Below are 23,491 nucleotides of genomic sequence, written 5' to 3'. Positions count from 1 at the left end.
CGTCAATCGATCTGCCCTATTCGATAGGGAGCAGTCCATGACCGCTTCAAACCCGGGCAAGGCGTCGGCAAAGCCATCTTGCGCACAGCAAAGCGACGTTCACTGCCAGCCCATTCACTGCCAGCCGATGTCTCATCAAAATTGCGGTGATAACGGTTACGAAATGTATCCGCAGAAATTCGTGCGTCTGGTCGGCTGCCACGACGTGCCCGCATCTACGCTACGCAAGCGTCAGGATGAGAAGCTGCACTAGACATTCAGGTCCGGTGCTTCGGCAGGTCAATCCGCTCGTGTGAGAACTCCGGCGGGCCGTCGGTCAGGCGGCGGATCCGGCGCTCGCGCTCGTCTTCAGACAGGGCAGGATCGAGCAGCCCCTCGAGTTCATGCACCGCAAGCTCTTCGATCCTGGTGGCATCCGAAGCGAGCGGGTGGCCTGGTGTGAGTGCCGGGGGCGCGACCTTCAGGCCCAGCTCGACCAGCTCGCGGATAGCATCCGAGCGCGACAGGTGACGGGTTTCGGCCCACATATCGACGGCCGCGGTCAGGCTTTCCGGCATCTTCACCGCACTGATCGGATCGCGCCCGGTGCGCCGGCGTAGCGGAGCGATGGAGTCCTTCCTGTCGAAGTCAGACACGTCGATGTTCCCGCGCAACCATGTCAGATCATCGAGACTAGACGCCATTTGCGGCCGGCTGTTTGATGCCGATCAATGACCTCCTGTGGCATTGCAGCGCCCTCATCTTGTTGTCCGGGTCCATTTCAGCCAATGATTGCGAGGGGGCGCCGCCCGGCGAACCCGGATCGATCCTGCTCCGTATGTCTTTTGGACGCGCGTCCCAACCATCCGGCATCATCCGATGACATCAGCCTTCTATAGCGGCATTCCGGTCTTTCGCGGCTTCACCAGCCTGATGGACCCCGCTTTGTATTCGCCGCTGCCGGACGACTGGAGCATCGGCGTTGCCGACATCGTGGATTCCACCAAGGCCATCGCGGCGCAGCGCTACAAGGCGGTGAATATGGCCGGTGCCGCCGTGATCGCGGCGGTGACGAACGCATTGGAGGGACGCGAATTTCCCTTCGTGTTCGGCGGCGACGGCGCGAGTTTCGCGGTCGCGCCTCGCGATCTCGAGCTGGCCCGCGAGGCTTTGGCTGCGACCGCGACCTGGGTGCGCGAAGATCTCGATTTGGGGATGCGCGTCGCGTTGGTGCCGGTGAGTGCCATCCGTGCGCGGGGCCTCGACGTCCGCGTCGCGCGCTTCGGTCCGTCGGCCAATTTGTCCTATGCGATGTTCTCGGGCGGTGGGCTCGCCTGGGCCGACGCCGCGATGAAGCGCGGCGAGTTTGCGATAGCTGAAGCGCCGGCGGGCACGCAGCCCGATCTCTCCGGCCTGTCCTGCCGGTTCGAGGTGATTCCGGCTGCGCGCGGCCTGATTCTGTCGGTGCTGGTGATGCCGACGGAGGGCGCCGACCCGCGGGCCTTCCGGAAGGTGATCGAGGACGTCATCCATCTCGTCGAGCGCAGTCCGGACGCCGGTCGGCCCGTGCCGTCGCAAGGGCCGCCGCTGACATGGCCGCCGCAGGGGCTGGACTATGAGGCGCGTACCAAGCGCGGAGGTCCGCTCCTTGCACGCCGCGCCAGCGTGCTGGCCTATACGCTGTTCGTCTATCTGATCATGCGCTTCGACCTCAAGGTCGGCGGCTTCGTGCCGAAGCTCTATACGCGGCAGGTCGTGGAGAACTCCGATTTCCGGAAATATGACGATGGCCTGCGGATGATCCTCGACTGTACGCCGGAACTCGAACGCGCCCTCAGCGATCGCCTCGCTGCGGCCGCGCGCGACGGCATCGTGCGTTACGGCCTCCACCAGCAGGACGCCGCGATGATGACCTGCTTCACCCCGTCGGCGCTGCGCAGCGACCATGTCCATTTCATCGACGGCGCGCGGGGTGGCTACGCCTCGGCGGCGACGGCGCTGAAGGCGATGACGGCGTGAAGCGTTAGCGCCCCGCGCGCGTCCACGTTTCGCCGCCGCAGAGCGCGCCGATGCAGCCTTCGACCCGCAGCGAATCCGCTGATGTCATCGTAACGCTGCTCGCATAGGTGCTGCCATCGTCGGCATTGTAGATCTGGCCCGACCATTTGTTCGGCCCTGAAGGCTGCATGCCGCTGAACAATGGCAAGCCGATCATCGGGCGCCTGGCGAGGGCGGGATTGGGATTCTTGCTGTCGGTGGCGGGCTGGCCGGTCGCGGTGTCGTGGGGTTCACGCAGCCAGACGACATTGCCGCAGATGCCGCCGCCGCATTTGCCGATCTTGACGCGGGCATCGCCGGCCTGGGTCAACCAGGTCCCGTCGGCGCTCTGCGCATGGGCGGCAGTCGCGCCAAGGAGTGCAGCCAGAAGGACGATGAGAGCAGCGAATCCGGAAGTCATGGAGAGAGCCCCGAAATGGAGCGCCTCCATAGCAGCCTAGCGGGATAGTGCAACGCTGGACGGAATCACATTCCTGCGTTTGTTTGCCTGTGCTCATTTGCCCCAGCGCGCGAAGGCGACCGAGCCTGCGGTCGACAGCCCGAACACCGCCATGGCGCCGCCCACCAGCGCGAACAGGGTCCAGGCCGGAGCCTGCGCCATCATCAGGCTGCCGCCGCCGATCGCGACGATCAGAAGCCGCGCGGTGGAGGCGAGCACGGGGCCGCCGACGCGCGCTGCGCCTTGCGAGGAGAAATACAGCGACACGCCGATGCCGAAGAACACGAAGGTCGGGCCCGCCCAGTGGAAGTAGCTGTGCGCGGCGGCGGCAACGCCGGGATCCCTGGTGAAGAGCGAAACCCACAGTGACGGATCGAGCGCGATGATGACGCCGATCAGACCCACCGTGATTCCCGAGGCCGCGGCCGCGGTCCAGGCCACGCGCCGCGCGCGCTTCACCTGTCCGGCGCCCATCGCCATGCCGACCATCGGCACCGAGGCGATGCCGAAGGCGAAGGTGATCGGAATCAGCAAGAATTCCAGCCGTGAGCCAATGCCATAACCGGCCAGCATCTCGGTACCGAACGTCGCCAGGATCTTGGTGAAGATCAAAATGGTGAGCACGGTCTGGAGCGGCGACAGGCAAGCGACCGCGCCGACCTTGAGGATGTCGAAGAACAACGCGCGATCGAAATGGAAGGCGCGGAAATCCAGCGGCAGCCGGCTGCGGCCGGACCAGAGATACCAGAGGAAGAAAATCGCGGCGCAGGTGAACGCGATCAGCTGACCGGCGGCGACACCGGGCATGCCGAATTGCGGTACGCCGAACAGGCCGAGCCCCAGCGTGCCGCCGAGCGCGATCTGGAGCACGCTCGTCCCGATCAGTGCCATCGAAGGCAGACGCATGTCGCCGGTGCCGCGGATCACAGAGGCCAGCGTGTTGACGAGCCAGATCGCGACCGCGCCGGAGAACAGCATTTGCGAATAGCCGCTGGCTTCCTCGAGCACGCGCTCGCGCCCGCCCAGCAGCGTGAAGAACGAGCGCCCGAAGACGAGCATCGTCACCGTGAAGAAAAGCCCGCCGCAGAGGCCTATGATGGCGGCATGCAGCGCCAGCGTCGCCGCACGGGTCCGATCGCCTGCGCCGAGCGCGCGGCTGATCGCAGACGAGACGCCGCCGCCCATCGCGCCAGCGCTCATCATCTGCGTCAGCATGGCGAACGGAAACACCAGCGCGATCGCTGCGAGCGGGATGGTGCCGAGCCGGCCGATATAGGAGGTCTCGGCAATCGCGACCAGCGTGCTGCCGACCATCGCTATCATATTGGGGATCGCGAGCCGCAGCAGGGTGGGCAGGATCGGTGCGGTCAAAAGACTGGCGATGGAGGAGGCGACCGGGGCAGGCGGCGGCACGGCGTCTATCGAGGCGTCGATCGTCATGTGTCACCGCGCGGAATATTAGATGATGATCGACATATTACAGAACGTGCAGCGCCGGCGCCAGCGTCGCTTCACGCAGGGCTCACCAGGGCAGGCCGCAGAGGTCGATGGTGCCCAGCGTCGGCGCGCTGACGATGTTGCAGACATAGGGCGCCATGTGGGTGAAGCGGATCCGTCCCTCCGGCTGCTCGCAATAGACCTCGCCCTTAAAGGGGAGCCAGCTGCGGGCCTCGTAGAACGCAAAATTGTGCGGCTCGCAGAACAGCAGCGCGAAGCGGACCGCCTCGTTGGCGCGCATGGTGTGCAGCGCGGCGTCGATCGCCATGGTCGCATAGCCGCGCCCGCGCCGGTCCTCCCGCGTGCAGACGCCGCCGATGCCGCCGATGTGAACCTTCTGCCCGTTCCAAGTGACGGTGCGGAAGTAGATGCCGACGTGGCAGACGAGACCATCCTCGGGCGTCTCGATCAGCACGCGCAGGTCGGCATTGGCCCATTTGACGTGAGCCCAGGGCTGCTTCCCGACGATATCAGGTCCGAAGACCGCCTGGTGCAGCGGCTCCGCCATCCGCCACGAGGCGCCGCCGTTCAAAATGTCAATCTCGATGCTCATCGCTCTCTCTTTCGCATCTCCGCGCCGTCGGTGCGTTTCGTTCTGCCATAAGCACCTCAAAGGCAATGATATTTTACGGCCCGGTTGAAACGCCCGACATCCTTGCGACGATTTTATGCAATCCGGCCAAGCCGCCGAACCGCGCCTTTTGGAAAAATCGCGGTATTTAACGGCCACGGAACCTTCTATAAGGGGTGACCGTTAAGTCTCGTTCCCCCATCAGTCGCGGACAACACCCATGACCTTTACGCTGCCCCCACTCCCCTACGCCTATGACGCCCTCGGGCAATTCATGTCGAAGGAAACGCTCGAATTCCACCACGACAAGCATCATCAGGCCTATGTCACCAACGGCAACAACGCGCTCAAGGGCACCGAATGGGAAGGCAAGTCCCTTGAGGAGATCGTCAAGGGCTCGTTCGGCAAGAACCCCGCGGTGTTCAACAATGCCGGCCAGCACTACAACCACATCCATTTCTGGAGCTGGATGAAGCCCAATGGCGGCGGCACCAAGCTGCCGGGCAAGATCGAGAAGAAGATCAACGAGGACCTCGGCGGCTTCGAGAAGTTCAAGACGGACTTCAAGGCGGCTGGCGTCGGCCAGTTCGGCTCCGGCTGGTGCTGGCTCCAGGTCAAGAACGGCAAGCTCGAGATTTCCAAGACCCCGAACGGCGAGAATCCGCTGGTGCACGGCGCCACCCCGATCCTCGGCTGCGACGTCTGGGAGCACTCCTACTACATCGACTACCGCAACCGCCGTCCTGACTATCTGAAGGCGTTTGTCGAGAACCTCGTGAACTGGGAATATGTCGAGTCGCTGTTCGACAAGGCCTGAGGCTTCACTCCGTCATTCCGGGGCGATGCGCAGCATCGAACTATGGTGCGGGCTCCCGCACCAGAGAATCTCGAGATTCCGGGTTCGGCTTGGCCGCCCCGGAATGACATAAACAAAGAGGCGGTCGCAGGAGCGGCCGCCTTTTTGCTGTTCGGAATTCGCACTTCGTCCGCATGGCCCTGCGCGAGGTGCGCATCGCTCCCGTCATCGTACTGTTTGCATCGCATCTGCGGCGCCCTTAATCAGGACGGGCATCACCCTCGAGCCGAACGCGCCCGTTGTCAGAACCCTCCCCGAAAGACCCGGCGCCCGCCGAGGACGCGGAATCAGAGCCGCGGCCGGGTCGCGTGCGAAAGCCGATCGGCTGGTCGACTATCATCATCGCAGCACTGGTGGCGGTGAGCGCTGGTCTGGTCTGGCGGCGTGACGGCACCGACGGTGTTCTCGAAATACTGACCCACGATCTCTCGTTGTTTGGCGGCATCCTGCCCCGCGTGCTGGCCGGCTGCCTGCTCGGCGCGTTCATCTCCGAGATCCTGCCGCACGAAAAAGTCTCGCGCGCGCTCGGGCCGAAATCCGGTTTGAAAGGCCTTCTGATCGGCACCGCCTTCGGCGCGATCCTGCCCGGCGGTCCCTTCACCGCCTATCCCGTGGCGAGTGCGCTGCTCGCGGTCGGCGCCGATTTCGGTGCCACCATCGCCATGGTCGTGAGCTGGACCTTGATCGGCTATGGCCGGGCGGTGGCCTGGGAAATCCCGATCATGGGCACCGACTTCACGCTGTGGCGCATCGTCATCTCGCTGCCCTTGCCGGTGCTCGCAGGCGCGCTCGGCCGCTTCGTCTATGTCCGGCTTTATCCGAAGCCGGCCACCAAGGACGATGAGAATTGAGCGCCGCGCTTCTGATAGACATCCTGTTGTGGGGCTCGGTGTTCGGCGTCGGCCTGATCGCCTTTCGCCGCGGCCCACCGGTGTTCAAGGCCTCGCTGCGCGAAGGCTCGATGGACTTCGTCAACATCGTGCCGCGCATCGCGTTAGGGGTGATCGGCTCCGGCTACATCGCTGCCATCATCCCGCAGGAGGTGATCAGCGGCTGGCTCGGCCCGGACAGTGGCTGGCTCGGGGTCGCGACCGCCGTGGTCGCCGGGGCCGCGACGCCCGGCGGTCCGGTGATCGGGTTCTCCATCGGGACGGTGGCGCTGAAATCGGGCGGTGGGGTGCCGCAGGTGGTCGCCTATGTCGTCGCCTGGGCGTTATTTGCCTTCCAACGGGTGATTTTGTGGGAAATTCCGTTCATGCCGGCCCGTTTCGTCTGGTTCCGCTGTGCGGTTTCGGTCCCGTTCCCGTTCGTCGCCGCCGCCATCGCCATGCTAATCGGCAAGCCCTGAGCCCGTCGTGGACAGAGGTAATGTTATAATATAACGTCCCGACATGGTTCCCGTCGCGTCCCCAGCTCATCATCACGACCATGCCCATGGCCATTCCCATGATCATTCCCATGACCACGGGCATTCGCACGGACACGATCACTCCCACGCCCATCACTCTCACGCCCATGTCCACGATGCGGCCTCTCCGCATCCGGCTCAGGCGGCGCACTGGTCGATCCTGCGCATGACCATGGCCGCCCGCCTCGCGGCCGCGCTCGCGGTCTGCGCCGTGCTCTGGGGCGTGGTCTTCCTGGCGATGAGGTGACCATGGCGGCGCTGCATTTCCACAACGTCACGCTGGGCTATGACCGCCATCCGGCTGTGCATCACCTCAATGGGGAGGTCGCGCCGGGTGCGTTGCTGGCCGTGATCGGCCCGAACGGCGCCGGCAAGTCGACGCTGCTGCGCGGCATCGTCGGCATCCTCAGGCCGCTCGACGGCAGCATCCATCTCGGCGGGCTCGACAGCCGCGATATCGCCTATCTGCCGCAGAGTGCGGAGATCGACCGCAGCTTCCCGATCTCGGTGCTGGACTTCGTTGCCACCGGGCTGTGGCGTGGGACCGGCCTGTTCGGCGGCATCGGCAAGGCGGCGCGCGATAAGATCCTCCGCGCCATCGCTTCCGTTGGCCTCAACGGTTTCGAAAACCGCCCGATCGGCACACTCTCGGGCGGCCAGATGCAGCGCGTGCTGTTTGCGCGCGTGCTGCTCCAGGACGCGCGGCTAATCGTGCTGGACGAGCCCTTCAACGCCATCGACAGCAAGACCACGGCCGATCTGCTGGCGCTGGTGAAGCACTGGCATGGCGAGGGCCGCACCGTGCTCGCCGCGCTGCACGACATGGAGATGGTGCGCACCCATTTCAGCGAGACGCTGGTGCTGGCGCGCGGCCCCGTGGCGTGGGGGCCGACGGCGGAGGTGCTGACGCCGGAAAACCTGATGGTCGCAATGCGGATGTGCGAAGCCTTCGACGACGGCGCCGCCGCCTGCTCGGCCGATGATGCCCGCTCACGGGCGGCTTGATATCCGATGCTCTATGACGCGCTGATCGGCCCGTTCACCGAATTCGAGTTCATGCGACGTGCGCTCGCGGCCGTCATTGCGCTGTCGCTCGCGGGTGCGCCAATCGGCGTCTTCCTGATGTTGCGGCGGATGAGCCTGGTCGGCGACGCCATGGCGCATGCGATCCTCCCCGGCGCCGCTGTCGGTTTCCTGCTCTCGGGTCTCAACCTGTTCGCGATGACGGCCGGTGGCCTGATCGCCGGTTTTGCCGTCGCGATCCTCGCAGGCCTCGTCGCGCGCTCGACCGGGTTGAAGGAGGATGCCTCGCTCGCGACCTTCTATCTGGCCTCGCTGGCGCTGGGCGTGACCATCGTCTCGATCAAGGGCACCAATATCGACCTGCTGCACGTGCTGTTCGGCAATATTCTCGCGATGGACGACCAGACGCTGCTGGTCGTCGCCTTCAACGCCACGGTGACGCTGCTGGTACTCGCTGTGATCTATCGCCCGCTGGTGATCGAAAGCGTCGATCCCTTGTTCTTGCGCACCGTGAGCCGGGCGGGCGGGCCTGCGCATCTCGCTTTCCTCGCGCTGGTCGTGATCAACCTCGTCAACGGCTTCCAGGCGCTCGGCACGCTGCTCGCGGTCGGTCTGATGATCCTGCCTGCCGGCATCGCGCGGTTCTGGTCGCGCGATCTCACCGTCATGATCTGCATCGCGGTCGTCGCTGCCGCCGTCTCCGGCTATGCAGGTCTCGTGCTGTCGTTCCAGACCCGTGTGGCCTCGGGCCCTGCGATCATTCTGGTGGCGAGCGCGCTCTACACCGTCTCCGTCCTGTTCGGCCCGGTCGGTGGCGTCGTCAGGCAGCTGTTTCCCGGCCGGCATCTGGAAGCGTGACAGCGATGCGGCGCATCATGCTTTGTGTGCTCTTGCTCGCCTCGCCGCTGCACGCCGCGGAGCAGCTGAAGGTCGTCGCGAGCTTCTCGATCCTCGCCGATTTCGTCCGCAATGTCGGCGGCGACCGGATCAATCTGACGACGCTGGTCGGGGCCGACAGCGACGTCCACGTCTACACGCCCGCGCCAAGCGATGCGAAGCGGATCGCGGACGCAAAACTGGTCATCGTCAACGGACTTGGTCTCGAGGGCTGGCTGCCGCGCCTCGTGCAGTCCTCGGGCAGCAAGGCGCAGGTGGTCACTGTGAGCGCAGGCATCGCACCGCTCAAGCTCGGCTCGGCCGCCGACCCGCATGGCTGGCAGTCCGTCCCCAACGCGAAGATCTACGTCACCGACATCGCCAATGCACTGGCTGCGGCCGACCCTGACGATGCGGAGTTCTTTCGCGCCCAGGCCAAGGCCTATCTGGAAAAGCTGGAAACGCTCGACCGCGAGGTCCGCGAAGCCGTGGTCAAAATCCCGCAGGAGCGGCGCAAAGTGATCTCGACCCATGACGCCTTCGGCTATTTCGCCGCCGAATACGGCGTCCAGTTCATCGCGCCGCTCGGCGTCTCCACGGAAACCGAGCCCAGCGCGCGGGACATCGCCACCATCATCGGCCAGATCAAGGCCCAAAAAATACCGGCCGTGTTCCTGGAAAATATCAGCGACGACCGGCTGATCCGGCGGATCGCGGCGGAGACCGGCTCAAAAGTCGGCGGGACCCTGATTTCGGACGGTTTGACCGGCGAAAAGGGGCTTGCACCCACTTACATTGATATGGTCAGGCACAATATAAAGGCCCTTACCAGCGCGCTTGACCACTAGGGCAGGGGCCACCCCGCCTCGCGTCGCGCGAAAAGCCCGAAGTCCGGAGTTGTTATGTCTGAAGCGACCGCCCAGAAGATTCCCGTGACCGTCCTGACCGGCTATCTCGGTGCCGGCAAGACCACGCTGTTGAACCGTATCCTGTCGGAAAACCACGGCAAGAAGTACGCCGTCATCGTCAACGAATTCGGCGAGATCGGCATCGACAACGACCTCATCATCGGAGCCGATGAGGAAGTGTTCGAGATGAACAACGGCTGCATCTGCTGCACCGTGCGCGGCGATCTCGTGCGCATCATGGAAGGCCTGATGAAGCGCAAGGGCAAGTTCGACGCCATCATCGTCGAGACCACCGGTCTTGCCGATCCGGCCCCCGTCGCCCAGACCTTTTTCGTCGACGAGGACGTGCAGAAGAACGCACGCCTCGATGCCGTCGTGACGGTTGCGGACGCCAAGTGGCTGTCCGACCGTCTCAAGGACGCCCCAGAGGCCAAGAACCAGATCGCCTTTGCCGACGTCATCGTGCTGAACAAGATCGATCTCGTTTCCAAGGGAGAGCTTGCCGAGGTCGAGGCCCGCATTCGCGCCATCAACCCCTATGCGAAGCTGCACCGCACCGAGCGCTGTTCGGTGGCTTTGGCCGACGTGCTCGACCGCGGCGCCTTCGACCTCGACCGCATTCTCGACATCGAGCCGGACTTCCTGAATGCCGATGACCACGACCATGATCATCATCACCACGGCCACGACCATCATCACGATCATGATCACGGCCACGGCCTGAAGCACTATCACGACGAGGACATGCAGTCGCTGTCGCTCAAGAGCGACAAGCCGCTCGATCCGAACGTGTTCATGCCCTGGCTCCAGAATCTGGTGCAGGTGGAGGGCGGCAAGATCCTGCGCTCCAAGGGCATCCTTGCTTTCCACGACGACGATGACCGCTACGTCTTTCAGGGCGTCCACATGATGCTGGAGGGCAACCACCAGCGGAAGTGGAAGGACGGCGAGCCGCGCGAGAGCCGCCTCGTCTTCATCGGCCGCGAATTGCCGCAAGATCTCATTCGCCAGGGTTTTGAGAGCTGCATCGTCTCGTGATGAAAGAGTTTACGCCGCCCGCCGATTCCGCCTCGATCGTCTCCGTCACCGAGCGCGTCAAGCCGCTCGCGCTCGGCATGGTCGTGACCTCCGTGCATTTTCTTGGCAACCGCGCCGCCTTCGTCGGCGGCGAGGAGAATGTCGCGTTTGTGGATGGCCAGGGTGAGATCAGCAAGGTCGCTGTACACAGCGGCGGCATTCTCTCGGCCGCCTCCGACGGCAAGCGCCTGGTGATGGGCGGCGACGATGGAAAAGTCGTGTCGCTCGACACAAAGGGCGAGGTGACGCTGCTTGCCACCGACCCGAAGCGGCGCTGGATCGACGCGGTGGCGCTGCATCCGGACGGTGCCTACGCCTGGTCGGCCGGCAAGACCGCTTTCTTCAAGAGCGGCAAGAGCGAGGAGAAGTCGCTCGAAGTGCCCTCGACCGTCGGCGGCCTTGCGTTTGCGCCAAAGGGCCAGCGCCTCGCGATCGCCCATTACAACGGCGCGACGCTGTGGTTTCCCAACATGGAGGGGTCGGCCGAATTCCTGCCCTGGGCCGGTTCGCATCTCGGCGTCACCTTCAGCCCGGACAACAAATTCCTGGTCACCACGATGCACGAATCGGCGCTGCACGGCTGGCGGCTTGCCGACAACAGGCACATGCGCATGACCGGCTATCCCGGCCGCGTCCGCTCGATGTCGTGGAGCGCGGGCGGCAAGGCGCTGGCGACCTCGGGCGCCGACACCGTCATCCTGTGGCCGTTCGCCAGCAAGGACGGGCCGATGGGAAAGGAGCCCGCGATGCTCGCGCCGCTGCAAGCGCGCGTGTCGATGGTCGCCTGCCATCCCAAGAACGACATCTTCGCCGCCGGCTATAGCGACGGCACCGTGCTGATGGTGCGTCTGGAGGACGGCGCCGAGATCCTGGTCCGCCGCAACGGCACCCCGCCCGTGGCCGCGCTCGCCTGGAACGCGAAGGGGACGCTGCTGGCGTTCGCCGACGAAAATGGGGATGGCGGCCTGCTGGAGCTTTAATCTGTCATCGTTCTGACCGTAGATGGCGCCATGCGGTTTCTGACGACCTTCCAGATTGCTGACTTCGCGGACACGCTGGTCAGCCTGTTCACGGCCTTCGTGCTGGGCACGCTGATCGGCGCCGAGCGGCAATACCGGCAGCGCACCGCGGGCCTGCGCACCAACGTGCTGGTCGCGGTCGGCGCCGCCGCCTTCGTCGATCTCGCTATGCACCTGACCGGCGCCGACGGCGCGGTGCGGGTGATCTCCTACGTTGTCTCGGGCATCGGCTTTCTCGGCGCCGGCGTCATCATGAAGCAGGGCATGGACGTGCGCGGGCTCAATACCGCGGCGACGCTATGGGCTTCGGCCGCGGTCGGCTCCTGCGCCGGCGCCGACATGATCGCGCAGGCGGCGGCGCTGACGGTGTTTGTGATTGCCGGCAACACCATGTTGCGGCCATTGGTCAACGCCATCAACCGCATTCCGCTGAACGAGAAGACCTCCGAGGCAACCTATTACTTCAAGCTCGCGGTCGCACCGGAAGCGTTGCCCGACATGCGTGACCGCCTCGTCGAGAAGCTCGAGGGCGCAAAATATCTGGTGGCTGATATCGAAATGGTCGAGACCGGGGACGATCTGATCGAGATCGTGGCAAAGCTGGTCGCGACCGCCGTCGATCCGAACGAGCTGAATGCAGTGGCGACCGATCTCCAGCACCTGCCCGGCGTCCGCCACGCCACCTGGGAAGTCAGCACCACGGATTGAGCGCGGCGATTGGGCGCGCAGCCGTCGAGTTCCGGCCGCCAGGGGCAGGGAACCGCAGACCGGCCATTTCGTTGATCCTACGGACAAAGGCGGTGATCGACATGCCCGGCCAATATGACAAGCGTAGACTGAAGCTCGACCTGATGGTCGCCTGCTCGCTGTTCGCAGCCGGCATCGTGGTCTCAGGCATGTCGCTGGCGCAAATCCGCGCCGAGACCCGGATGCAGACGGCCCAGGCGACCCAGCCGCTTCAGGGCACGCCGTCCGACGACCAGAACAAGCCTGCCGAGGCCAAGCCCGGCGGCGACCGGCCGACCACGCCCGCCCCAGAGCCCGCGCGGCCCGACGCGCAGACGCAGGGCGCTGCGGGCGCGGCCAAACCAGCATTGCCCCCGGCGCCAGCCGAGAAGATCGCGCCGCCGATCGAGAGGAAGTAGGCAACTAGTGGACGCTGTCATCGTCCGCGAAGGCGGACGATCCAGTATTCCAGAGGCCATGCGTGGATACGAAGAGGTCGCGGCGTACTGGATGCCCCGCCTGCCACCTACGCTAAAGCTTCGGCGCGCCTAGACATCAACCTCGGCGAAGCCTTGGCGTAGCCGGGTCGCGGGGCATGACTGCGCTATGTGGATGAGCGTCGCCCCGCAACGGCGGGCTGAGACGGCCCCTCACCGCACCAGAACGTTCCGGAACTGCCAGGGATCGCTCGTGTCGATATCTTCCGGAAATAGTCCCGGACGATCCGTCAGCGGCGTCCAGTCGGTATAAAAACCCTTCACCGGACCGAGATACGGCAACTGAATTTCCAGCAGGCGATCGAAATCCATCTCGTCGGCTTCGACGATGCCTTCATTCGGGTTTTCGAGCGCCCACACCATGCCGCCGAGCACGGCGGAGGTCACTTGCAGGCCGGTGGCGTTCTGATAGGGCGCAAGCTTGCGGGTCTCTTCGATGGAGAGCTGCGAGCCGTACCAGTAGGCGTTCTTGTCATGACCGAACAGCAGCACGCCGAGCTCGTCGATGCCGTCGACGATCTCGTTCTCGTCGAGGATGTGGTGCTTTTCCTGCATCTTCGCCGCGCGGCCGAACATCTCGTGCAGCGACAGCACGGCATCGTCAGCCGGATGATAGGCATAGTGGCAGGTCGGCCGGTAGACCGCCGTACCTGATGCGTCGCGCACGGTGAAATAGTCGGCGATCGAGATCGACTCGTTGTGGGTGACGAGGAAGCCATATTGCGCGCCGCGGGTCGGGCACCAGGTGCGCACGCGCGTGTTGGCACCGGGCTGCATCAGATAGATGGCGGCGCCGCAGCCGGCTTCGTGGGTTCGCGCATTCTCGGGCATCCATTTTTCATGGGTGCCCCAACCGAGCTCGGACGGCTGCACGCCTTCCGACAGGAAACCTTCTACCGACCAGGTGTTGACGAAGACATCAGGCTCTTTCGGCGACTTGGAGCGCTGGGTGTCGCGTTCGGCGATGTGGATGCCCTTGATGCCGGCCTGCCGCATCAAGTCCGCCCATTCGGCTTTGGTCTTCGGCTTGGGGGCATTGAGCTTCAGATCAGCGGCGACATTGAGCAGCGCCTGCTTGACGAAGAACGAGACCATGCCGGGATTGGCGCCACAGCAGGAGACGGCCGTCGTCGAGCCCGCGGGGCGCGCCTTCTTGGCGGCCAGCGTCGCTTCGCGAAGGGCGTAGTTGGAGCGCGCCTCCGGGCCCTTCGAGGAATCGAAATAGAAGCCGAGCCATGGCTCGTTGACGGTGTCGATATAGAGAGCGCCGAGCTCGTTGCAGAGCTCCATGATGTCGGTGGAGCCGGTATCAACCGAGAGATTGACGCAAAAACCCTGGCCGCCGCCTTCGGTGAGCAGCGGGGTCAGCAACTCCCGATAATTGTCCTTGGTCACACCCTTCTGGATGAAGCGCACATTGTGCTTCTCGCAATGCGCCTTGCGACCCTCGTCCTTGGGATCGATCACGGTGATGCGCGACTTGTCGTAATCGAGATGCCGCTCGATCAGCGGCAGCGTGCCTTTGCCGATGGAGCCGAAGCCGACCATGACGATGGGACCGGTGATCTTCGCGTAGATCTGCGAGGCGGGGCTCATGGGATGGTTTCTCCGGAACGTGCTGGCGAACAAATGGTGAGGGATGGATCAGGCGCTGCGGCGCTTGGCGGTGACTTCGATCTCGACCTTCATCTCGGGCTTGGCGAGGGCGGAGACGACCAGCAACGTCGCAGCCGGCCTGATATCGCCGAGAACCTCGCCGCAGACGGCGAAGTGGGCATCGATGTAGCTGGCGTCGGTGACGTAATAGGTCGCACGGACGATATCGGCCATCTCGAAGCCGCCCTCCTTCAGGGCTGCTTCGATGGTCTTGAAGCAGTTGCGTGACTGGCTCGTGACATCTGCCGGCATCGTCATCGTGGTGTAGTCGTAGCCGGTGGTTCCCGCGACGAAGGCGAAATCGCCGTCGATCACGGCACGGCTGTAGCCGACGGTCTTCTCGAGGGGAGAGCCGGTGGAGATCAGGCGGCGGGACATGGTCGTGGGCCTCGACTGAAGGGGTGTTTGGCGGGTTAAAGGGCGTTTCTCAGGCCCGCGCAACCCTAAAGGAATGGGCACGCGCGGGCTTCGCCGCGGTTCGCGGCTTTGGTCGTCGCCATCATGGCAATCCCTTAGGCCGCGTGCGCCTCGAGGCCGCGAACTACCCTCCGTTTGGGCAGGGCCGCGCCAGTCGGGACGATCATCCCGGCGGCGCCGTCCAGCGCACCAGCCTGGAATTCGATCGCCAGCAGGCGGTCGCGCTCGAACGGGCCGGGCAGCGACAGCGCGCCGGTGTTGGCAGCCGAGAAGCCGAAGCGGGCGTAATAGGGGGCATCGCCGAGCAGGATCACGGCGGCATGCCCGCGCGCCCGGGCGGCAGCCAGCGCTTGTTGCATCAGCGCGGCGCCGATCCCGAGCTCGCGGCAGGCAGGATCCACCGCCAACGGTCCGAGGACCAGAGCGGGCCTGCCTCCGGCGCTGACGTGCCACAGCCGCACGGTTCCCACGAGCTTCCCCTCGCGCATCGCAGCCAGCGCAAGGCCGGCAGCGGGTGCGCGTCCGTCACGCAGGCGCTGACAGGTGCGGCCATGACGGTTCTCGCCAAAGGACGCATCGAGCAGCGCTTCACGCATCGCAACGTCGGCAGCACGCTCGCTGCGGATCGCGAACGGAGCAGCTTTCGAGGTGGGGGCAACCTGTGTCTTCCGAAGAGCAGTCATGGCGCGTCAGTCCCCGCTTGAAACGGACGTGCGCAAAGCACGCCGGTCCAAGGCGTCGTCAGAAATCGAAATGTCAGGGAGGGAGCCGGCAAGCCGGCTCCCGGGTTCGTCAGGCCTCAGAAAGAGAGGCGATCAGATGTGATAGGTCTTCAGCGGCGGGATGCCGTTGAACGCCACCGCCGAGTAGGTCGACGTATAGGCCCCGGTGCCTTCGATCAGCAGCTTGTCGCCGATCTCGAGCGTCACCGGAAGCGGATACGGGTTCTTCTCGTACAGCACGTCGGCGCTGTCGCAGGTCGGGCCCGCGAGCACGCACGGCGTCATGTCCGCGCCGTCATGCGGAGTGCGGATGGCGTAACGGATCGACTCGTCCATCGTCTCGGCGAGGCCGCCGAATTTGCCGATGTCCAGATAGACCCAGCGCACCTCGTCCTCGTCGCTCTTCTTCGAGATGAGCACGACCTCGGACTCGATGATACCGGCGTTGCCCACCATGCCGCGGCCCGGCTCGATGATGGTCTCCGGAATCTGGTTGCCGAAGTGCTTGCGCAGCGCGCGGAAGATCGAGCGCCCGTAGGTCACCACCGGCGGCACGTCCTTCAGGTACTTGGTCGGGAAACCGCCGCCCATGTTGACCATGGTCAGGTTGATGCCGCGCTCGGCGCAGTCGCGGAACACCTGCGAGGCCATCGCCAGCGCACGGTCCCACGCCTTCACCTTGCGCTGCTGCGAGCCGACATGGAAGGAGATGCCGCACGGCTCCAGGCCCAGACGCTTGGCAACGTCGAGCACGTCGACGGCCATCTCCGGATCGCAGCCGAACTTGCGCGACAGCGGCCATTCGGCGCCGGCGCAGTCATAGAGGATGCGGCAGAACACCTTTGCGCCGGGCGCGGCACGGGCGACCTTCTCGACCTCGGCGGTGCAATCGACCGCGAACAGCCGAATGCCGAGCGCGAAGGCGCGCGCGATGTCGCGCTCCTTCTTGATCGTGTTGCCGAAGGAGATGCGGTCGGGCGTCGCACCGGCGGCCAGCGCCATCTCGATCTCGGCGACCGTCGCGGTGTCGAAGCAGGAGCCCATCGAGGCGAGCAAAGCCAGCACTTCCGGCGCCGGGTTCGCCTTGACGGCATAGAACACGCGGCTGTCGGGCAGCGCCTTGGCAAAGGTCTGGTAATTGTCGCGCACGACTTCGAGGTCGACGACGAGGCACGGTTCGGTGTCGAGGCCCTCGCTGCGGCGGTTGCGCAGGAATTCCTGGATACGGTCGGTCATAGCACTCTCCCAAACGGCCCAGCGACGGGGATCCGTTCAAAAAATGACGTCGGATAAGAGCGCTCCGGCCAGATCGCGCGATGGAGGCGCGACGAGCCAAAGACTCACATCAGACTGTGCTGCCGTGGATTGGTTGGGAATGTTCCCGCCCGCACACCTGGCAATGAAGGACAAGCCTTTTCAGTAGCCCGCGCCGGCGTTGGACTGCCGGTAGAGACCAAAAAAGCCCGATCCGTCGTTGCTTTAAGTCGCGTCCCCCGTTGAGAGCGGGGTGCGCCGGTTCGCCTCCGGCTGCCAGTCACGGTTGCAAAGAGCAAAGTCACCTTCGACAAGGCATCTCTTTGAGAGAGATGCTGGACGCTCCGGGTTTGCTTTCGTCTTCCGGCTATGAGCCTTCCGACTTCCGCACTTCCGAAGAGCCCCTCGGCTTCTTCACCCCTTGGCGGCTGTCCGGCCTCTTGTCCGGATACCTACCGACTGACACACGACCACAGGCACGTGCGAAATTGGGCAATCCGCACATAAGTGTTTTGACTCTGCTTCGCAAGAGATTTTTTAGGCTGCGAACAGAATTGCCTAACATCTGCTTGCGCAGTGTTGCGCGAGCGACGCGAAAGATGAACGCGCGTTAAGTTTTCGGTGCGGCGCGCGTCACTCGCGCGCGTACGTGCTTCAGCCGCGCTTCGTGAACGGCTCGACGCGCTGAGCGGCGCGGATGAAGGCGGTCATCACGAGCACGCCGAGCGCGAACAGCGCGGCCTGAAGGATGTGCGTGCCCTGCTCGCCGAGCCCGAACAGGATCGCGAGCGCCCAGCCGCCGGCAAACGCCGCGCCGAACACCTCGGCGCCGATCAGGATGGCGGCGCTGACGACGGTGATGACGCTCGGCCAGACGATCCGACGGGAAGACGAGGAGGTCGCGTTCATGAGCTCAGGGGTCCTAGGCTTGGAGGGCCGCAATCTCCCCGAAAAGGCAGCCGGGAGCAAGGGCAAATGGCCCAAAAAAGCCCCATCGCGTGCTATAGCTGGCCGCAACAATCGAGCCACAAAATCGAGACTTGCGATGTCAGACCCCCGCCAAACTACGGACTCAGAGACCAACCCGCTGTTGAAGGCGTGGGTGACGCCATTTGCGACCCCGCCCTTCGACGAGATCAAGCCGGAGCACTTCCTCCCGGCCTTTGAACAGGCTTTCGCCGACCACTCCGCCGAGATCGCAGCTATCACCAACGACCCGACCGCGGCCGACTTCGCCAACACCATCACGGCGCTGGAGCGCTCGGGCAAGCTGCTCAGCAAGGTCGCGTCGGTCTTCTACGACCTCGTCTCGGCGCATTCCAACCCGGCCATCCTGGAGATCGACAAGGAGGTTTCCTTGCGGATGGCGCGGCACTGGAATCCGATCATGATGAACGCCGTGCTGTTTGGCCGCAGCGCCCAGCTGCACGAGAACCGCGCCAATCTCGGTCTGACACCGGAACAGCTCCGCCTGCTCGAGCGCACCTACACCCGCTTCCACCGCTCCGGCGCCGGCCTCTCCGAAGAGGCCAAGACGCGGATGGCGGAGATCAACGAGAAGCTCGCCCAGCTCGGCACCAGCTTCAGTCATCATCTGCTCGGCGACGAGCAGGAATGGTTCATGGAGCTCGGCGAAGCCGACCGCCAGGGCCTGCCGGAGAGTTTTGTCGCCAGCGCCAAGGCTGCGGCAGAAGAACGCGGCATGGCCGGCAAGGCCATCGTGACGCTGTCGCGCTCGTCGGTCGAACAGTTCCTGAAGAGCTCGGCCCGGCGTGACCTGCGCGAGAAGGTCTACAAGGCCTTCACCGCGCGGGGCGACAACGGCAATTCCAACGACAACAACACGACCATCGTCGAGGTCCTGAAGCTGCGCGAGGAGAGCGCCAATCTCCTGGGTTACCCGACCTTCGCGGCCTACCGGCTCGAGGATTCCATGGCCAAGACGCCGGAAGCGGTGCGCGGCCTTCTGGAGCGGGTCTGGAAGCCGGCGCGGGCGCGGGCGCTCGCAGACCGCGACGACATGCAGGTGCTGATCACGGAGGAGGGCGGCAATTTCAAGCTCGCGCCTTGGGACTGGCGCTTCTATGCCGAAAAGCTGCGCCTTCAGCGCGCCAATTTCGACGATGCCGCGATCAAGCCGTATCTCGCGCTCGATCACATGATCGCCGCCGCCTTCGACTGCGCCACGCGCCTGTTCGGCGTCACCTTCGAGGAGCGCAAAGACGTGCCGGTCTGGCATCCGGACGTCCGCGTCTGGGAAATGAAGGGGCGGGACGGCAAGCACAAGGCGCTGTTTTATGGCGACTACTTCGCCCGGCCGTCGAAGCGCTCCGGCGCCTGGATGACCTCGTTGCGCGACCAGCAGAAGCTCGACGGCGAGGTCGCGCCGCTGATCCTCAACATCTGCAACTTCTCCAAGGGCGCGGATGGGGAACCCTCGCTGCTGTCGCCGGACGACGCCCGCACCCTGTTCCATGAGTTCGGCCATGGCCTGCACGGCATGCTCTCCAACGTGACCTATCCCTCGCTGTCGGGCACATCAGTGTTCACCGACTTCGTCGAATTGCCCTCGCAGCTCTACGAGCACTGGCAGGAGCGCCCGGAGGTGCTGCAGCAGTTCGCGCGCCACTACCAGACCGGCGAGCCTCTTCCGGATGATCTGCTGCAACGGTTCCTGGCCGCGCGAAAATTCAACCAGGGTTTTGCCACCGTCGAGTTCGTCTCCTCGGCGCTGATCGATCTCGAATTCCACACCCAGCCGGCCTCCGCCACGCAGGATGTCCGCGCCTTCGAGAAGAAGGAGCTGGAAAAGATCGGCATGCCCGAGGAGATTTCGCTGCGTCACCGTCCGACGCAATTCGGTCACATCTTCACCGGTGATCATTATGCCGCCGGCTATTACAGCTACATGTGGTCGGAGGTGATGGACGCCGACGCCTTCGGTGCGTTCGAGGAGGCCGGCGACATCTTCGATCCCGCCGTCGCAAAACGCCTGCACGACGACATCTACTCGAGCGGCGGATCGGTCGATCCGGAAGCCGCCTATGAGGCCTTCCGCGGCCGGCCGCCGGAGCCGGACGCGCTCTTGCGCCGTCGCGGCCTGCTCGACGCTCCGAAGGCGGCCTGATGGGCATGCGTGCCCTGTTCGGATGGCTGCTCGCCGTCGGCCTGTCGCTCGCGGCAGGCGCAGCGAGCGCACATCCACATGTCTGGATCACGGCGACGAGCGAGCTGCTCTACGCCGAGGACGGCACCATCACCGGCGTGCGCCACGCCTGGACCTTCGACGACATGTTCTCGGCCTATGCGGTGCAGGGCCTCGAGAGCAAGACCAAGGGCGCCTATACGCGCGAGGAGCTCGGGCCGCTGGCGCAGACCAATGTCGAATCGCTGAAGGAATATGCCTACTTCACCTTCGCGCGAGCTGACGGCAAGAAGGAGCGATTCCAGGAGCCGGTCGACTATTTCCTCGACTACAAGGATACCGTGCTGACCCTGCACTTCACGCTGCCGCTGAAGAACCCGATCAAACCGAGGCAATTGGTGCTCGAAGTGTTCGACCGCTCCTTCTTCATCGACTTCCAGATGGCCAAGGACAATCCGGTCAAGCTGGTCGGCGCGCCCGCCGGCTGCCAGATGAAACTTGACCGGCCGAGCGACGGCACGGCGACCGCCCAGAAGCTCAACGAGCAGACCTTCATGAACGGCGAGAACACCAATTTCGGCATGATGTTCGCCAACAAGATCACGGTGGATTGCCCTTGAAGCCGCAACTCACGCCCGTGGCGCGCGGGCTGCTCACTTGCGCCGCCGCTCTGCTGGTCGTGGGCGTGGCCGATGCGGCGCTCCACGATCTCCTTGCGCAGAACCCGTTCGGCGGGCCGCGTTCGCCACAAGCGGCCCAGCCCGAGGCCAACGGCATCATCGGCTGGTTGCTGGCCAAGCAATCGGAATTCTATCGCCAGATGTCGGCGACGATCCGCGCGGCGAAAACCGACGGCTCGGCGGTGTGGACGCTGCTCTTCATCTCGTTCGCTTATGGCATCTTCCACGCGGCTGGCCCGGGTCACGGCAAGGCGGTGATCGCCTCTTATCTCGTCGCCAATCGCGAGACCGCGTGGCGCGGCATTGTGCTGTCGTTTGCCTCCGCGCTGATGCAGTCGCTGGTCGCGATCCTGATCGTCGGCATCTCGGCCTGGGTGCTGAATGCGACCGCCAAGACCATGTGCAAGGCGGAAGGCGCGATCGAGATCGCAAGCTACGCCCTGATCGCGCTGTTCGGCCTGCGCCTGGTCTGGGTCAAGGGCCGCACCTTCATCCGTGCCCTCCAGGCGGCTCAGCCGGTGCCGGCGATCGCGGGCGTGCCGCATGACCATCATGATCACGGTCACCACCACCACGATGCGCACGATCATCATGGCCACGATCATGCCCACGCCGATCATCACCACGAACATGACCACGTCCATGACGAGCATTGCGGCCATTCCCACGGCCCCACGCCGAGCGAGCTCGCCGGCCCCGGTGGCTGGGGACGCGGCTTTGCCGCGATCCTGACCGTCGGCATCCGGCCCTGTTCGGGCGCGATCCTGGTGCTGGTGTTCGCGTTGGCCCAAGGCCTGTTCTGGGCCGGCATCGCCGCGACCTTGCTGATGGGGCTCGGCACCGCGATCACGGTCGCGGCCATTGCCGTGGTCGCCGTCTCCGCCAAGGACATCGCCGCCCGTCTGAGCGCCGGGCGCGACGGCGGCGGCGCGCTTTTCATGCGCGGCATCGAATTCGCCGCCGCCGGCCTCGTGCTGCTGTTCGGCGCGGGCTTGATGTTGGGTTACATCGCGGCCGAACGGACGACGTGTTTTTGAGCGGCAGGCGTTGTAGCCCGGATGGAGCGAAGCGCAATCCGGGACAGTGCGGCCGTGGAGGGACCCCGGATTACGCTTCGCTCCATCCGGGCTACGGTTTCACGAACTCACACCGGCAGAAACTGCTTCAACGCCGGCATGAAGAATATCCCGAGATTGATCGCAAAGCCGATGCTCCAGAGGATCGAGCGCAGCGTCGGGCGGTTGCCGAGATAGGTCAGCACATAGGCGATCCGCACGATCAGGAACAGCGCCGCGAGCTCGTCGATCAGGCGCTGCGGCGACTCCCTGTATTCGGCAAGCAGGACCGCGAAGGCGAAGAACGGAAAGGTCTCGATGCCGTTCTGGTGCGCGCCGAGCGCGCGCTGCGCGATGGCGTCCTCGAAGAAGGCGGGGTCGCGCGGCCGCGAATTGTCGAAGCCGCGAAATCTGATCCATTTGATCGAGACGATCGTTAAGAGATAGAGCAGCAGCGCCCCGAAAACGCACCATTCCGCCAGCGTCATGGTTCTCTCCCCTGCGCACGGACCCTAGCGAAACCGGCCCAATCTTGACAAGTTCGGAACAACGCGCGACCCAACGGATCATGATGACAATCGCCCCCACCCAGACCGCGATGCCGGCCACGCAGCCCGCCCCCTCGCGCGTCGGCGTGCTCCTGGTCAATCTCGGCACGCCCGATACCGCCGACGCGCGCGGCGTGCGGGTCTATTTGAAGGAATTCCTCTCGGACGCCCGCGTCATCGAGGATCAGGGCTTGGTCTGGAAGGTGGTGCTGAACGGCATCATCCTGCGCACCCGCCCCCGCGCCAAGGCGCGCGACTATCTGAAGATATGGAACACCGAGAAGAACGAGTCGCCGCTCAAGACCATCACGCGCTCGCAGAGCGACAAGCTCGGAGCCATGCTGTCGGACCGCGACCAGGTCACGGTGGAGTGGGCGATGCGCTACGGTAATCCCTCGATCAAGTCGGGCGTCGATGCGCTGATTGCGAAGGGCTGCGATCGCATTCTTGCCGTACCGCTCTATCCGCAATATTCCGCCGCGACATCGGCCACCGTCTGCGACGAGGTGTTTCGCGTGCTTGCGCGGCTGCGCGCGCAACCGACGCTGCGGGTGACGCCGCCTTATTACGAGGACGAAGCCTATATCGAGGCGCTCGCCACATCGATCGAGACGCATCTGGCAAACCTGCCGTTCAAGCCGGAGCTGATCGTCGCCTCCTTCCACGGCATGCCGAAGGCCTATGTCGACAAGGGCGATCCGTATCAGAGCCAATGCGTGGCGACCACCGAGGCGCTGCGGCGCCGGCTCGGGATGGACGAGACAAAGCTGCTACTGACCTTCCAGTCGCGCTTCGGATTCGACGAGTGGCTGCAGCCCTACACCGACAAGACCATGGAGCGTCTGGCGAAAGAGGGCGTGCGCCGCATCGCGGTGATCACGCCGGGTTTTTCTGCCGACTGCTTGGAGACGCTGGAGGAGATCGCGCAGGAGAATGCCGAGATCTTCCAGCACAATGGCGGCGAGCAGTTTTCCGCGATCCCCTGCCTCAACGACAGTGACCCAGGCATGGATGTGATCCGAACGCTGGTGCTGCGCGAGCTCCAGGGCTGGATATAGTGAGCCTGGATCTGATGGGCGC

General features: G+C 64.6%; 27 protein-coding genes. 17 read left to right on the top strand and 10 right to left on the bottom strand.

Going from position 1 to position 23,491, the window contains the following annotated elements:
* Positions 1-37 precede the first annotated feature (37 nt).
* On the top strand, positions 38-253 hold the full coding sequence (locus tag C7G41_RS01755) for a hypothetical protein (RefSeq protein ID WP_106941455.1): 216 nt from the start codon (positions 38-40) through the stop codon (positions 251-253).
* A gap of 4 nt (positions 254-257) precedes the next feature.
* On the opposite strand, the gene C7G41_RS01750 is transcribed toward C7G41_RS01755, so the two are convergent.
* Positions 258-683: a ribbon-helix-helix domain-containing protein gene (locus C7G41_RS01750; protein ID WP_106940960.1), complete on the bottom strand. Its 426-nt coding sequence runs from the start codon at positions 681-683 to the stop codon at positions 258-260.
* A 175-nt stretch (positions 684-858) separates the two neighbouring features.
* On the opposite strand from C7G41_RS01750, the gene C7G41_RS01740 reads away from it, so the two are divergent.
* On the top strand, positions 859-1,998 hold the full coding sequence (locus C7G41_RS01740) for a DUF3095 domain-containing protein (protein ID WP_106940959.1): 1,140 nt from the start codon (positions 859-861) through the stop codon (positions 1,996-1,998).
* A 4-nt stretch (positions 1,999-2,002) separates the two neighbouring features.
* On the opposite strand, the gene C7G41_RS01735 is transcribed toward C7G41_RS01740, so the two are convergent.
* The 3 genes from C7G41_RS01735 to C7G41_RS01725 all read right to left on the bottom strand — a co-directional run bounded on the left by C7G41_RS01735 (position 2,003) and on the right by C7G41_RS01725 (position 4,526).
* Positions 2,003-2,437 carry a DUF2147 domain-containing protein gene (locus C7G41_RS01735; protein WP_106941454.1) on the bottom strand — a complete coding sequence of 145 codons (435 nt, stop codon included), beginning with the start codon at positions 2,435-2,437 and terminating at the stop codon, positions 2,003-2,005.
* Between the two features lie 93 nt (positions 2,438-2,530).
* Positions 2,531-3,916, bottom strand: coding sequence for an MATE family efflux transporter (locus tag C7G41_RS01730; protein ID WP_106940958.1), 1,386 nt, complete (start codon positions 3,914-3,916; stop codon positions 2,531-2,533).
* 82 nt (positions 3,917-3,998) lie between these two features.
* Positions 3,999-4,526 (bottom strand): GNAT family N-acetyltransferase, encoded by a 528-nt coding sequence (locus C7G41_RS01725; RefSeq protein WP_106940957.1) that lies wholly within the window; start codon positions 4,524-4,526, stop codon positions 3,999-4,001.
* Positions 4,527-4,764: 238 nt separating this feature from the next.
* On the opposite strand from C7G41_RS01725, the gene C7G41_RS01720 reads away from it, so the two are divergent.
* The 11 genes from C7G41_RS01720 to C7G41_RS37635 all read left to right on the top strand — a co-directional run bounded on the left by C7G41_RS01720 (position 4,765) and on the right by C7G41_RS37635 (position 12,856).
* The gene (locus C7G41_RS01720; protein WP_106940956.1) at positions 4,765-5,361 is read left to right on the top strand and encodes a superoxide dismutase; all 597 of its coding nucleotides are present in this window, start codon (positions 4,765-4,767) and stop codon (positions 5,359-5,361) included.
* Positions 5,362-5,639: 278 nt separating this feature from the next.
* Positions 5,640-6,251, top strand: coding sequence for a permease (locus tag C7G41_RS01715; protein ID WP_106940955.1), 612 nt, complete (start codon positions 5,640-5,642; stop codon positions 6,249-6,251).
* Positions 6,248-6,748: a hypothetical protein gene (locus C7G41_RS01710; protein WP_106940954.1), complete on the top strand. Its 501-nt coding sequence runs from the start codon at positions 6,248-6,250 to the stop codon at positions 6,746-6,748. The genes C7G41_RS01715 and C7G41_RS01710 overlap by 4 nt, the downstream gene beginning before the upstream one ends.
* A gap of 43 nt (positions 6,749-6,791) precedes the next feature.
* Complete coding sequence (locus C7G41_RS01705) at positions 6,792-7,055, top strand: hypothetical protein (RefSeq protein ID WP_106940953.1); 264 nt, start codon at positions 6,792-6,794, stop codon at positions 7,053-7,055.
* A 2-nt stretch (positions 7,056-7,057) separates the two neighbouring features.
* Positions 7,058-7,813 (top strand): metal ABC transporter ATP-binding protein, encoded by a 756-nt coding sequence (locus tag C7G41_RS01700; RefSeq protein ID WP_199198078.1) that lies wholly within the window; start codon positions 7,058-7,060, stop codon positions 7,811-7,813.
* A gap of 6 nt (positions 7,814-7,819) precedes the next feature.
* Positions 7,820-8,689, top strand: a complete 870-nt coding sequence (locus C7G41_RS01695; protein ID WP_106940951.1) for a metal ABC transporter permease — start codon at positions 7,820-7,822, stop codon at positions 8,687-8,689.
* Positions 8,690-8,694: 5 nt separating this feature from the next.
* Positions 8,695-9,555: a metal ABC transporter solute-binding protein, Zn/Mn family gene (locus C7G41_RS01690; RefSeq protein ID WP_199198077.1), complete on the top strand. Its 861-nt coding sequence runs from the start codon at positions 8,695-8,697 to the stop codon at positions 9,553-9,555.
* 54 nt (positions 9,556-9,609) lie between these two features.
* Entirely contained in the window at positions 9,610-10,653 is a 1,044-nt protein-coding gene (locus C7G41_RS01685) for a GTP-binding protein (protein WP_106940949.1), read from the top strand.
* A complete protein-coding gene (locus C7G41_RS01680; protein ID WP_199198151.1) occupies positions 10,653-11,672 on the top strand; it encodes a WD40 repeat domain-containing protein in 1,020 nt (339 codons plus the stop codon). The genes C7G41_RS01685 and C7G41_RS01680 overlap by 1 nt, the downstream gene beginning before the upstream one ends.
* Positions 11,673-11,702: 30 nt before the next feature.
* Entirely contained in the window at positions 11,703-12,419 is a 717-nt protein-coding gene (locus C7G41_RS01675; protein WP_106940947.1) for an MgtC/SapB family protein, read from the top strand.
* A gap of 101 nt (positions 12,420-12,520) precedes the next feature.
* Entirely contained in the window at positions 12,521-12,856 is a 336-nt protein-coding gene (locus C7G41_RS37635) for a hypothetical protein (RefSeq protein ID WP_199198076.1), read from the top strand.
* A 231-nt stretch (positions 12,857-13,087) separates the two neighbouring features.
* Here the strand turns inward: C7G41_RS37635 and C7G41_RS01665 are convergent, their stop codons facing one another.
* The 5 genes from C7G41_RS01665 to C7G41_RS01640 all read right to left on the bottom strand — a co-directional run bounded on the left by C7G41_RS01665 (position 13,088) and on the right by C7G41_RS01640 (position 17,892).
* Positions 13,088-14,530, bottom strand: a complete 1,443-nt coding sequence (locus C7G41_RS01665; RefSeq protein WP_106940946.1) for a homospermidine synthase — start codon at positions 14,528-14,530, stop codon at positions 13,088-13,090.
* A gap of 48 nt (positions 14,531-14,578) precedes the next feature.
* Positions 14,579-14,968 (bottom strand): RidA family protein, encoded by a 390-nt coding sequence (locus C7G41_RS01660; protein ID WP_106940945.1) that lies wholly within the window; start codon positions 14,966-14,968, stop codon positions 14,579-14,581.
* 134 nt (positions 14,969-15,102) lie between these two features.
* On the bottom strand, positions 15,103-15,690 hold the full coding sequence (locus C7G41_RS01655; RefSeq protein ID WP_106940944.1) for a GNAT family N-acetyltransferase: 588 nt from the start codon (positions 15,688-15,690) through the stop codon (positions 15,103-15,105).
* 132 nt (positions 15,691-15,822) lie between these two features.
* Positions 15,823-16,965, bottom strand: coding sequence for a type III PLP-dependent enzyme (locus C7G41_RS01650; RefSeq protein WP_007615165.1), 1,143 nt, complete (start codon positions 16,963-16,965; stop codon positions 15,823-15,825).
* 672 nt (positions 16,966-17,637) lie between these two features.
* On the bottom strand, positions 17,638-17,892 hold the full coding sequence (locus C7G41_RS01640; protein WP_027514072.1) for a hypothetical protein: 255 nt from the start codon (positions 17,890-17,892) through the stop codon (positions 17,638-17,640).
* 136 nt (positions 17,893-18,028) lie between these two features.
* Between C7G41_RS01640 and C7G41_RS01635 the strand changes: the two genes are divergently transcribed.
* The 3 genes from C7G41_RS01635 to C7G41_RS01625 are packed head-to-tail and all read left to right on the top strand — an operon-like array spanning position 18,029 to position 21,845.
* Positions 18,029-20,110, top strand: coding sequence for a M3 family metallopeptidase (locus C7G41_RS01635; protein WP_106940943.1), 2,082 nt, complete (start codon positions 18,029-18,031; stop codon positions 20,108-20,110).
* Positions 20,110-20,748 carry a DUF1007 family protein gene (locus C7G41_RS01630; protein WP_106940942.1) on the top strand — a complete coding sequence of 213 codons (639 nt, stop codon included), beginning with the start codon at positions 20,110-20,112 and terminating at the stop codon, positions 20,746-20,748. Before C7G41_RS01635 ends, C7G41_RS01630 begins: the two co-directional genes overlap by 1 nt.
* A complete protein-coding gene (locus C7G41_RS01625) occupies positions 20,745-21,845 on the top strand; it encodes a nickel/cobalt transporter (protein ID WP_199198075.1) in 1,101 nt (366 codons plus the stop codon). The genes C7G41_RS01630 and C7G41_RS01625 overlap by 4 nt, the downstream gene beginning before the upstream one ends.
* A 107-nt stretch (positions 21,846-21,952) precedes the next feature.
* Here C7G41_RS01625 and C7G41_RS01620 read toward each other — a convergent pair whose 3' ends face one another.
* Positions 21,953-22,351: an MAPEG family protein gene (locus C7G41_RS01620; RefSeq protein ID WP_007615161.1), complete on the bottom strand. Its 399-nt coding sequence runs from the start codon at positions 22,349-22,351 to the stop codon at positions 21,953-21,955.
* An 80-nt stretch (positions 22,352-22,431) separates the two neighbouring features.
* Here C7G41_RS01620 and hemH point away from each other — a divergent pair, with 80 nt between their 5' ends.
* Positions 22,432-23,469, top strand: a complete 1,038-nt coding sequence (gene hemH, locus C7G41_RS01615; protein WP_106940940.1) for a ferrochelatase — start codon at positions 22,432-22,434, stop codon at positions 23,467-23,469.
* The last annotated feature ends 22 nt before the right edge of the window (positions 23,470-23,491 follow it).

Origin of the sequence: Bradyrhizobium sp. MOS002, from assembly GCF_003020115.1 — a bacterium.
GTDB lineage: Bacteria > Pseudomonadota > Alphaproteobacteria > Rhizobiales > Xanthobacteraceae > Bradyrhizobium.
Note: the sequence above shows the minus strand (reverse complement) of the source record. Positions and strands in the feature narration are given on the sequence as shown.

Excerpts from the sequence above, each read along its gene's own strand:
- C7G41_RS01635 (WP_106940943.1), top strand. The coding sequence starts at position 18,029 with ATGTCAGACCCCCGCCAAACTACGGACTCAGAGACCAACCCGCTGTTG.
- C7G41_RS01730 (WP_106940958.1), bottom strand. The coding sequence starts at position 3,916 with ATGACGATCGACGCCTCGATAGACGCCGTGCCGCCGCCTGCCCCGGTC.
- C7G41_RS01735 (WP_106941454.1), bottom strand. The coding sequence starts at position 2,437 with ATGACTTCCGGATTCGCTGCTCTCATCGTCCTTCTGGCTGCACTCCTT.
- C7G41_RS01700 (WP_199198078.1), top strand. The coding sequence starts at position 7,058 with ATGGCGGCGCTGCATTTCCACAACGTCACGCTGGGCTATGACCGCCAT.
- C7G41_RS01660 (WP_106940945.1), bottom strand. The coding sequence starts at position 14,968 with ATGTCCCGCCGCCTGATCTCCACCGGCTCTCCCCTCGAGAAGACCGTC.
- C7G41_RS01655 (WP_106940944.1), bottom strand. The coding sequence starts at position 15,690 with ATGACTGCTCTTCGGAAGACACAGGTTGCCCCCACCTCGAAAGCTGCT.
- C7G41_RS01705 (WP_106940953.1), top strand. The coding sequence starts at position 6,792 with ATGGTTCCCGTCGCGTCCCCAGCTCATCATCACGACCATGCCCATGGC.
- C7G41_RS01750 (WP_106940960.1), bottom strand. The coding sequence starts at position 683 with ATGGCGTCTAGTCTCGATGATCTGACATGGTTGCGCGGGAACATCGAC.
- C7G41_RS01675 (WP_106940947.1), top strand. The coding sequence starts at position 11,703 with ATGCGGTTTCTGACGACCTTCCAGATTGCTGACTTCGCGGACACGCTG.
- C7G41_RS01650 (WP_007615165.1), bottom strand. The coding sequence starts at position 16,965 with ATGACCGACCGTATCCAGGAATTCCTGCGCAACCGCCGCAGCGAGGGC.
- C7G41_RS01680 (WP_199198151.1), top strand. The coding sequence starts at position 10,653 with ATGAAAGAGTTTACGCCGCCCGCCGATTCCGCCTCGATCGTCTCCGTC.
- C7G41_RS01720 (WP_106940956.1), top strand. The coding sequence starts at position 4,765 with ATGACCTTTACGCTGCCCCCACTCCCCTACGCCTATGACGCCCTCGGG.
- C7G41_RS01755 (WP_106941455.1), top strand. The coding sequence starts at position 38 with ATGACCGCTTCAAACCCGGGCAAGGCGTCGGCAAAGCCATCTTGCGCA.
- C7G41_RS01685 (WP_106940949.1), top strand. The coding sequence starts at position 9,610 with ATGTCTGAAGCGACCGCCCAGAAGATTCCCGTGACCGTCCTGACCGGC.
- C7G41_RS37635 (WP_199198076.1), top strand. The coding sequence starts at position 12,521 with ATGCCCGGCCAATATGACAAGCGTAGACTGAAGCTCGACCTGATGGTC.
- C7G41_RS01665 (WP_106940946.1), bottom strand. The coding sequence starts at position 14,530 with ATGAGCCCCGCCTCGCAGATCTACGCGAAGATCACCGGTCCCATCGTC.
- C7G41_RS01695 (WP_106940951.1), top strand. The coding sequence starts at position 7,820 with ATGCTCTATGACGCGCTGATCGGCCCGTTCACCGAATTCGAGTTCATG.
- C7G41_RS01640 (WP_027514072.1), bottom strand. The coding sequence starts at position 17,892 with ATGAACGCGACCTCCTCGTCTTCCCGTCGGATCGTCTGGCCGAGCGTC.
- C7G41_RS01620 (WP_007615161.1), bottom strand. The coding sequence starts at position 22,351 with ATGACGCTGGCGGAATGGTGCGTTTTCGGGGCGCTGCTGCTCTATCTC.
- C7G41_RS01725 (WP_106940957.1), bottom strand. The coding sequence starts at position 4,526 with ATGAGCATCGAGATTGACATTTTGAACGGCGGCGCCTCGTGGCGGATG.
- C7G41_RS01740 (WP_106940959.1), top strand. The coding sequence starts at position 859 with ATGACATCAGCCTTCTATAGCGGCATTCCGGTCTTTCGCGGCTTCACC.
- C7G41_RS01690 (WP_199198077.1), top strand. The coding sequence starts at position 8,695 with ATGCGGCGCATCATGCTTTGTGTGCTCTTGCTCGCCTCGCCGCTGCAC.
- C7G41_RS01630 (WP_106940942.1), top strand. The coding sequence starts at position 20,110 with ATGGGCATGCGTGCCCTGTTCGGATGGCTGCTCGCCGTCGGCCTGTCG.
- hemH (WP_106940940.1), top strand. The coding sequence starts at position 22,432 with ATGATGACAATCGCCCCCACCCAGACCGCGATGCCGGCCACGCAGCCC.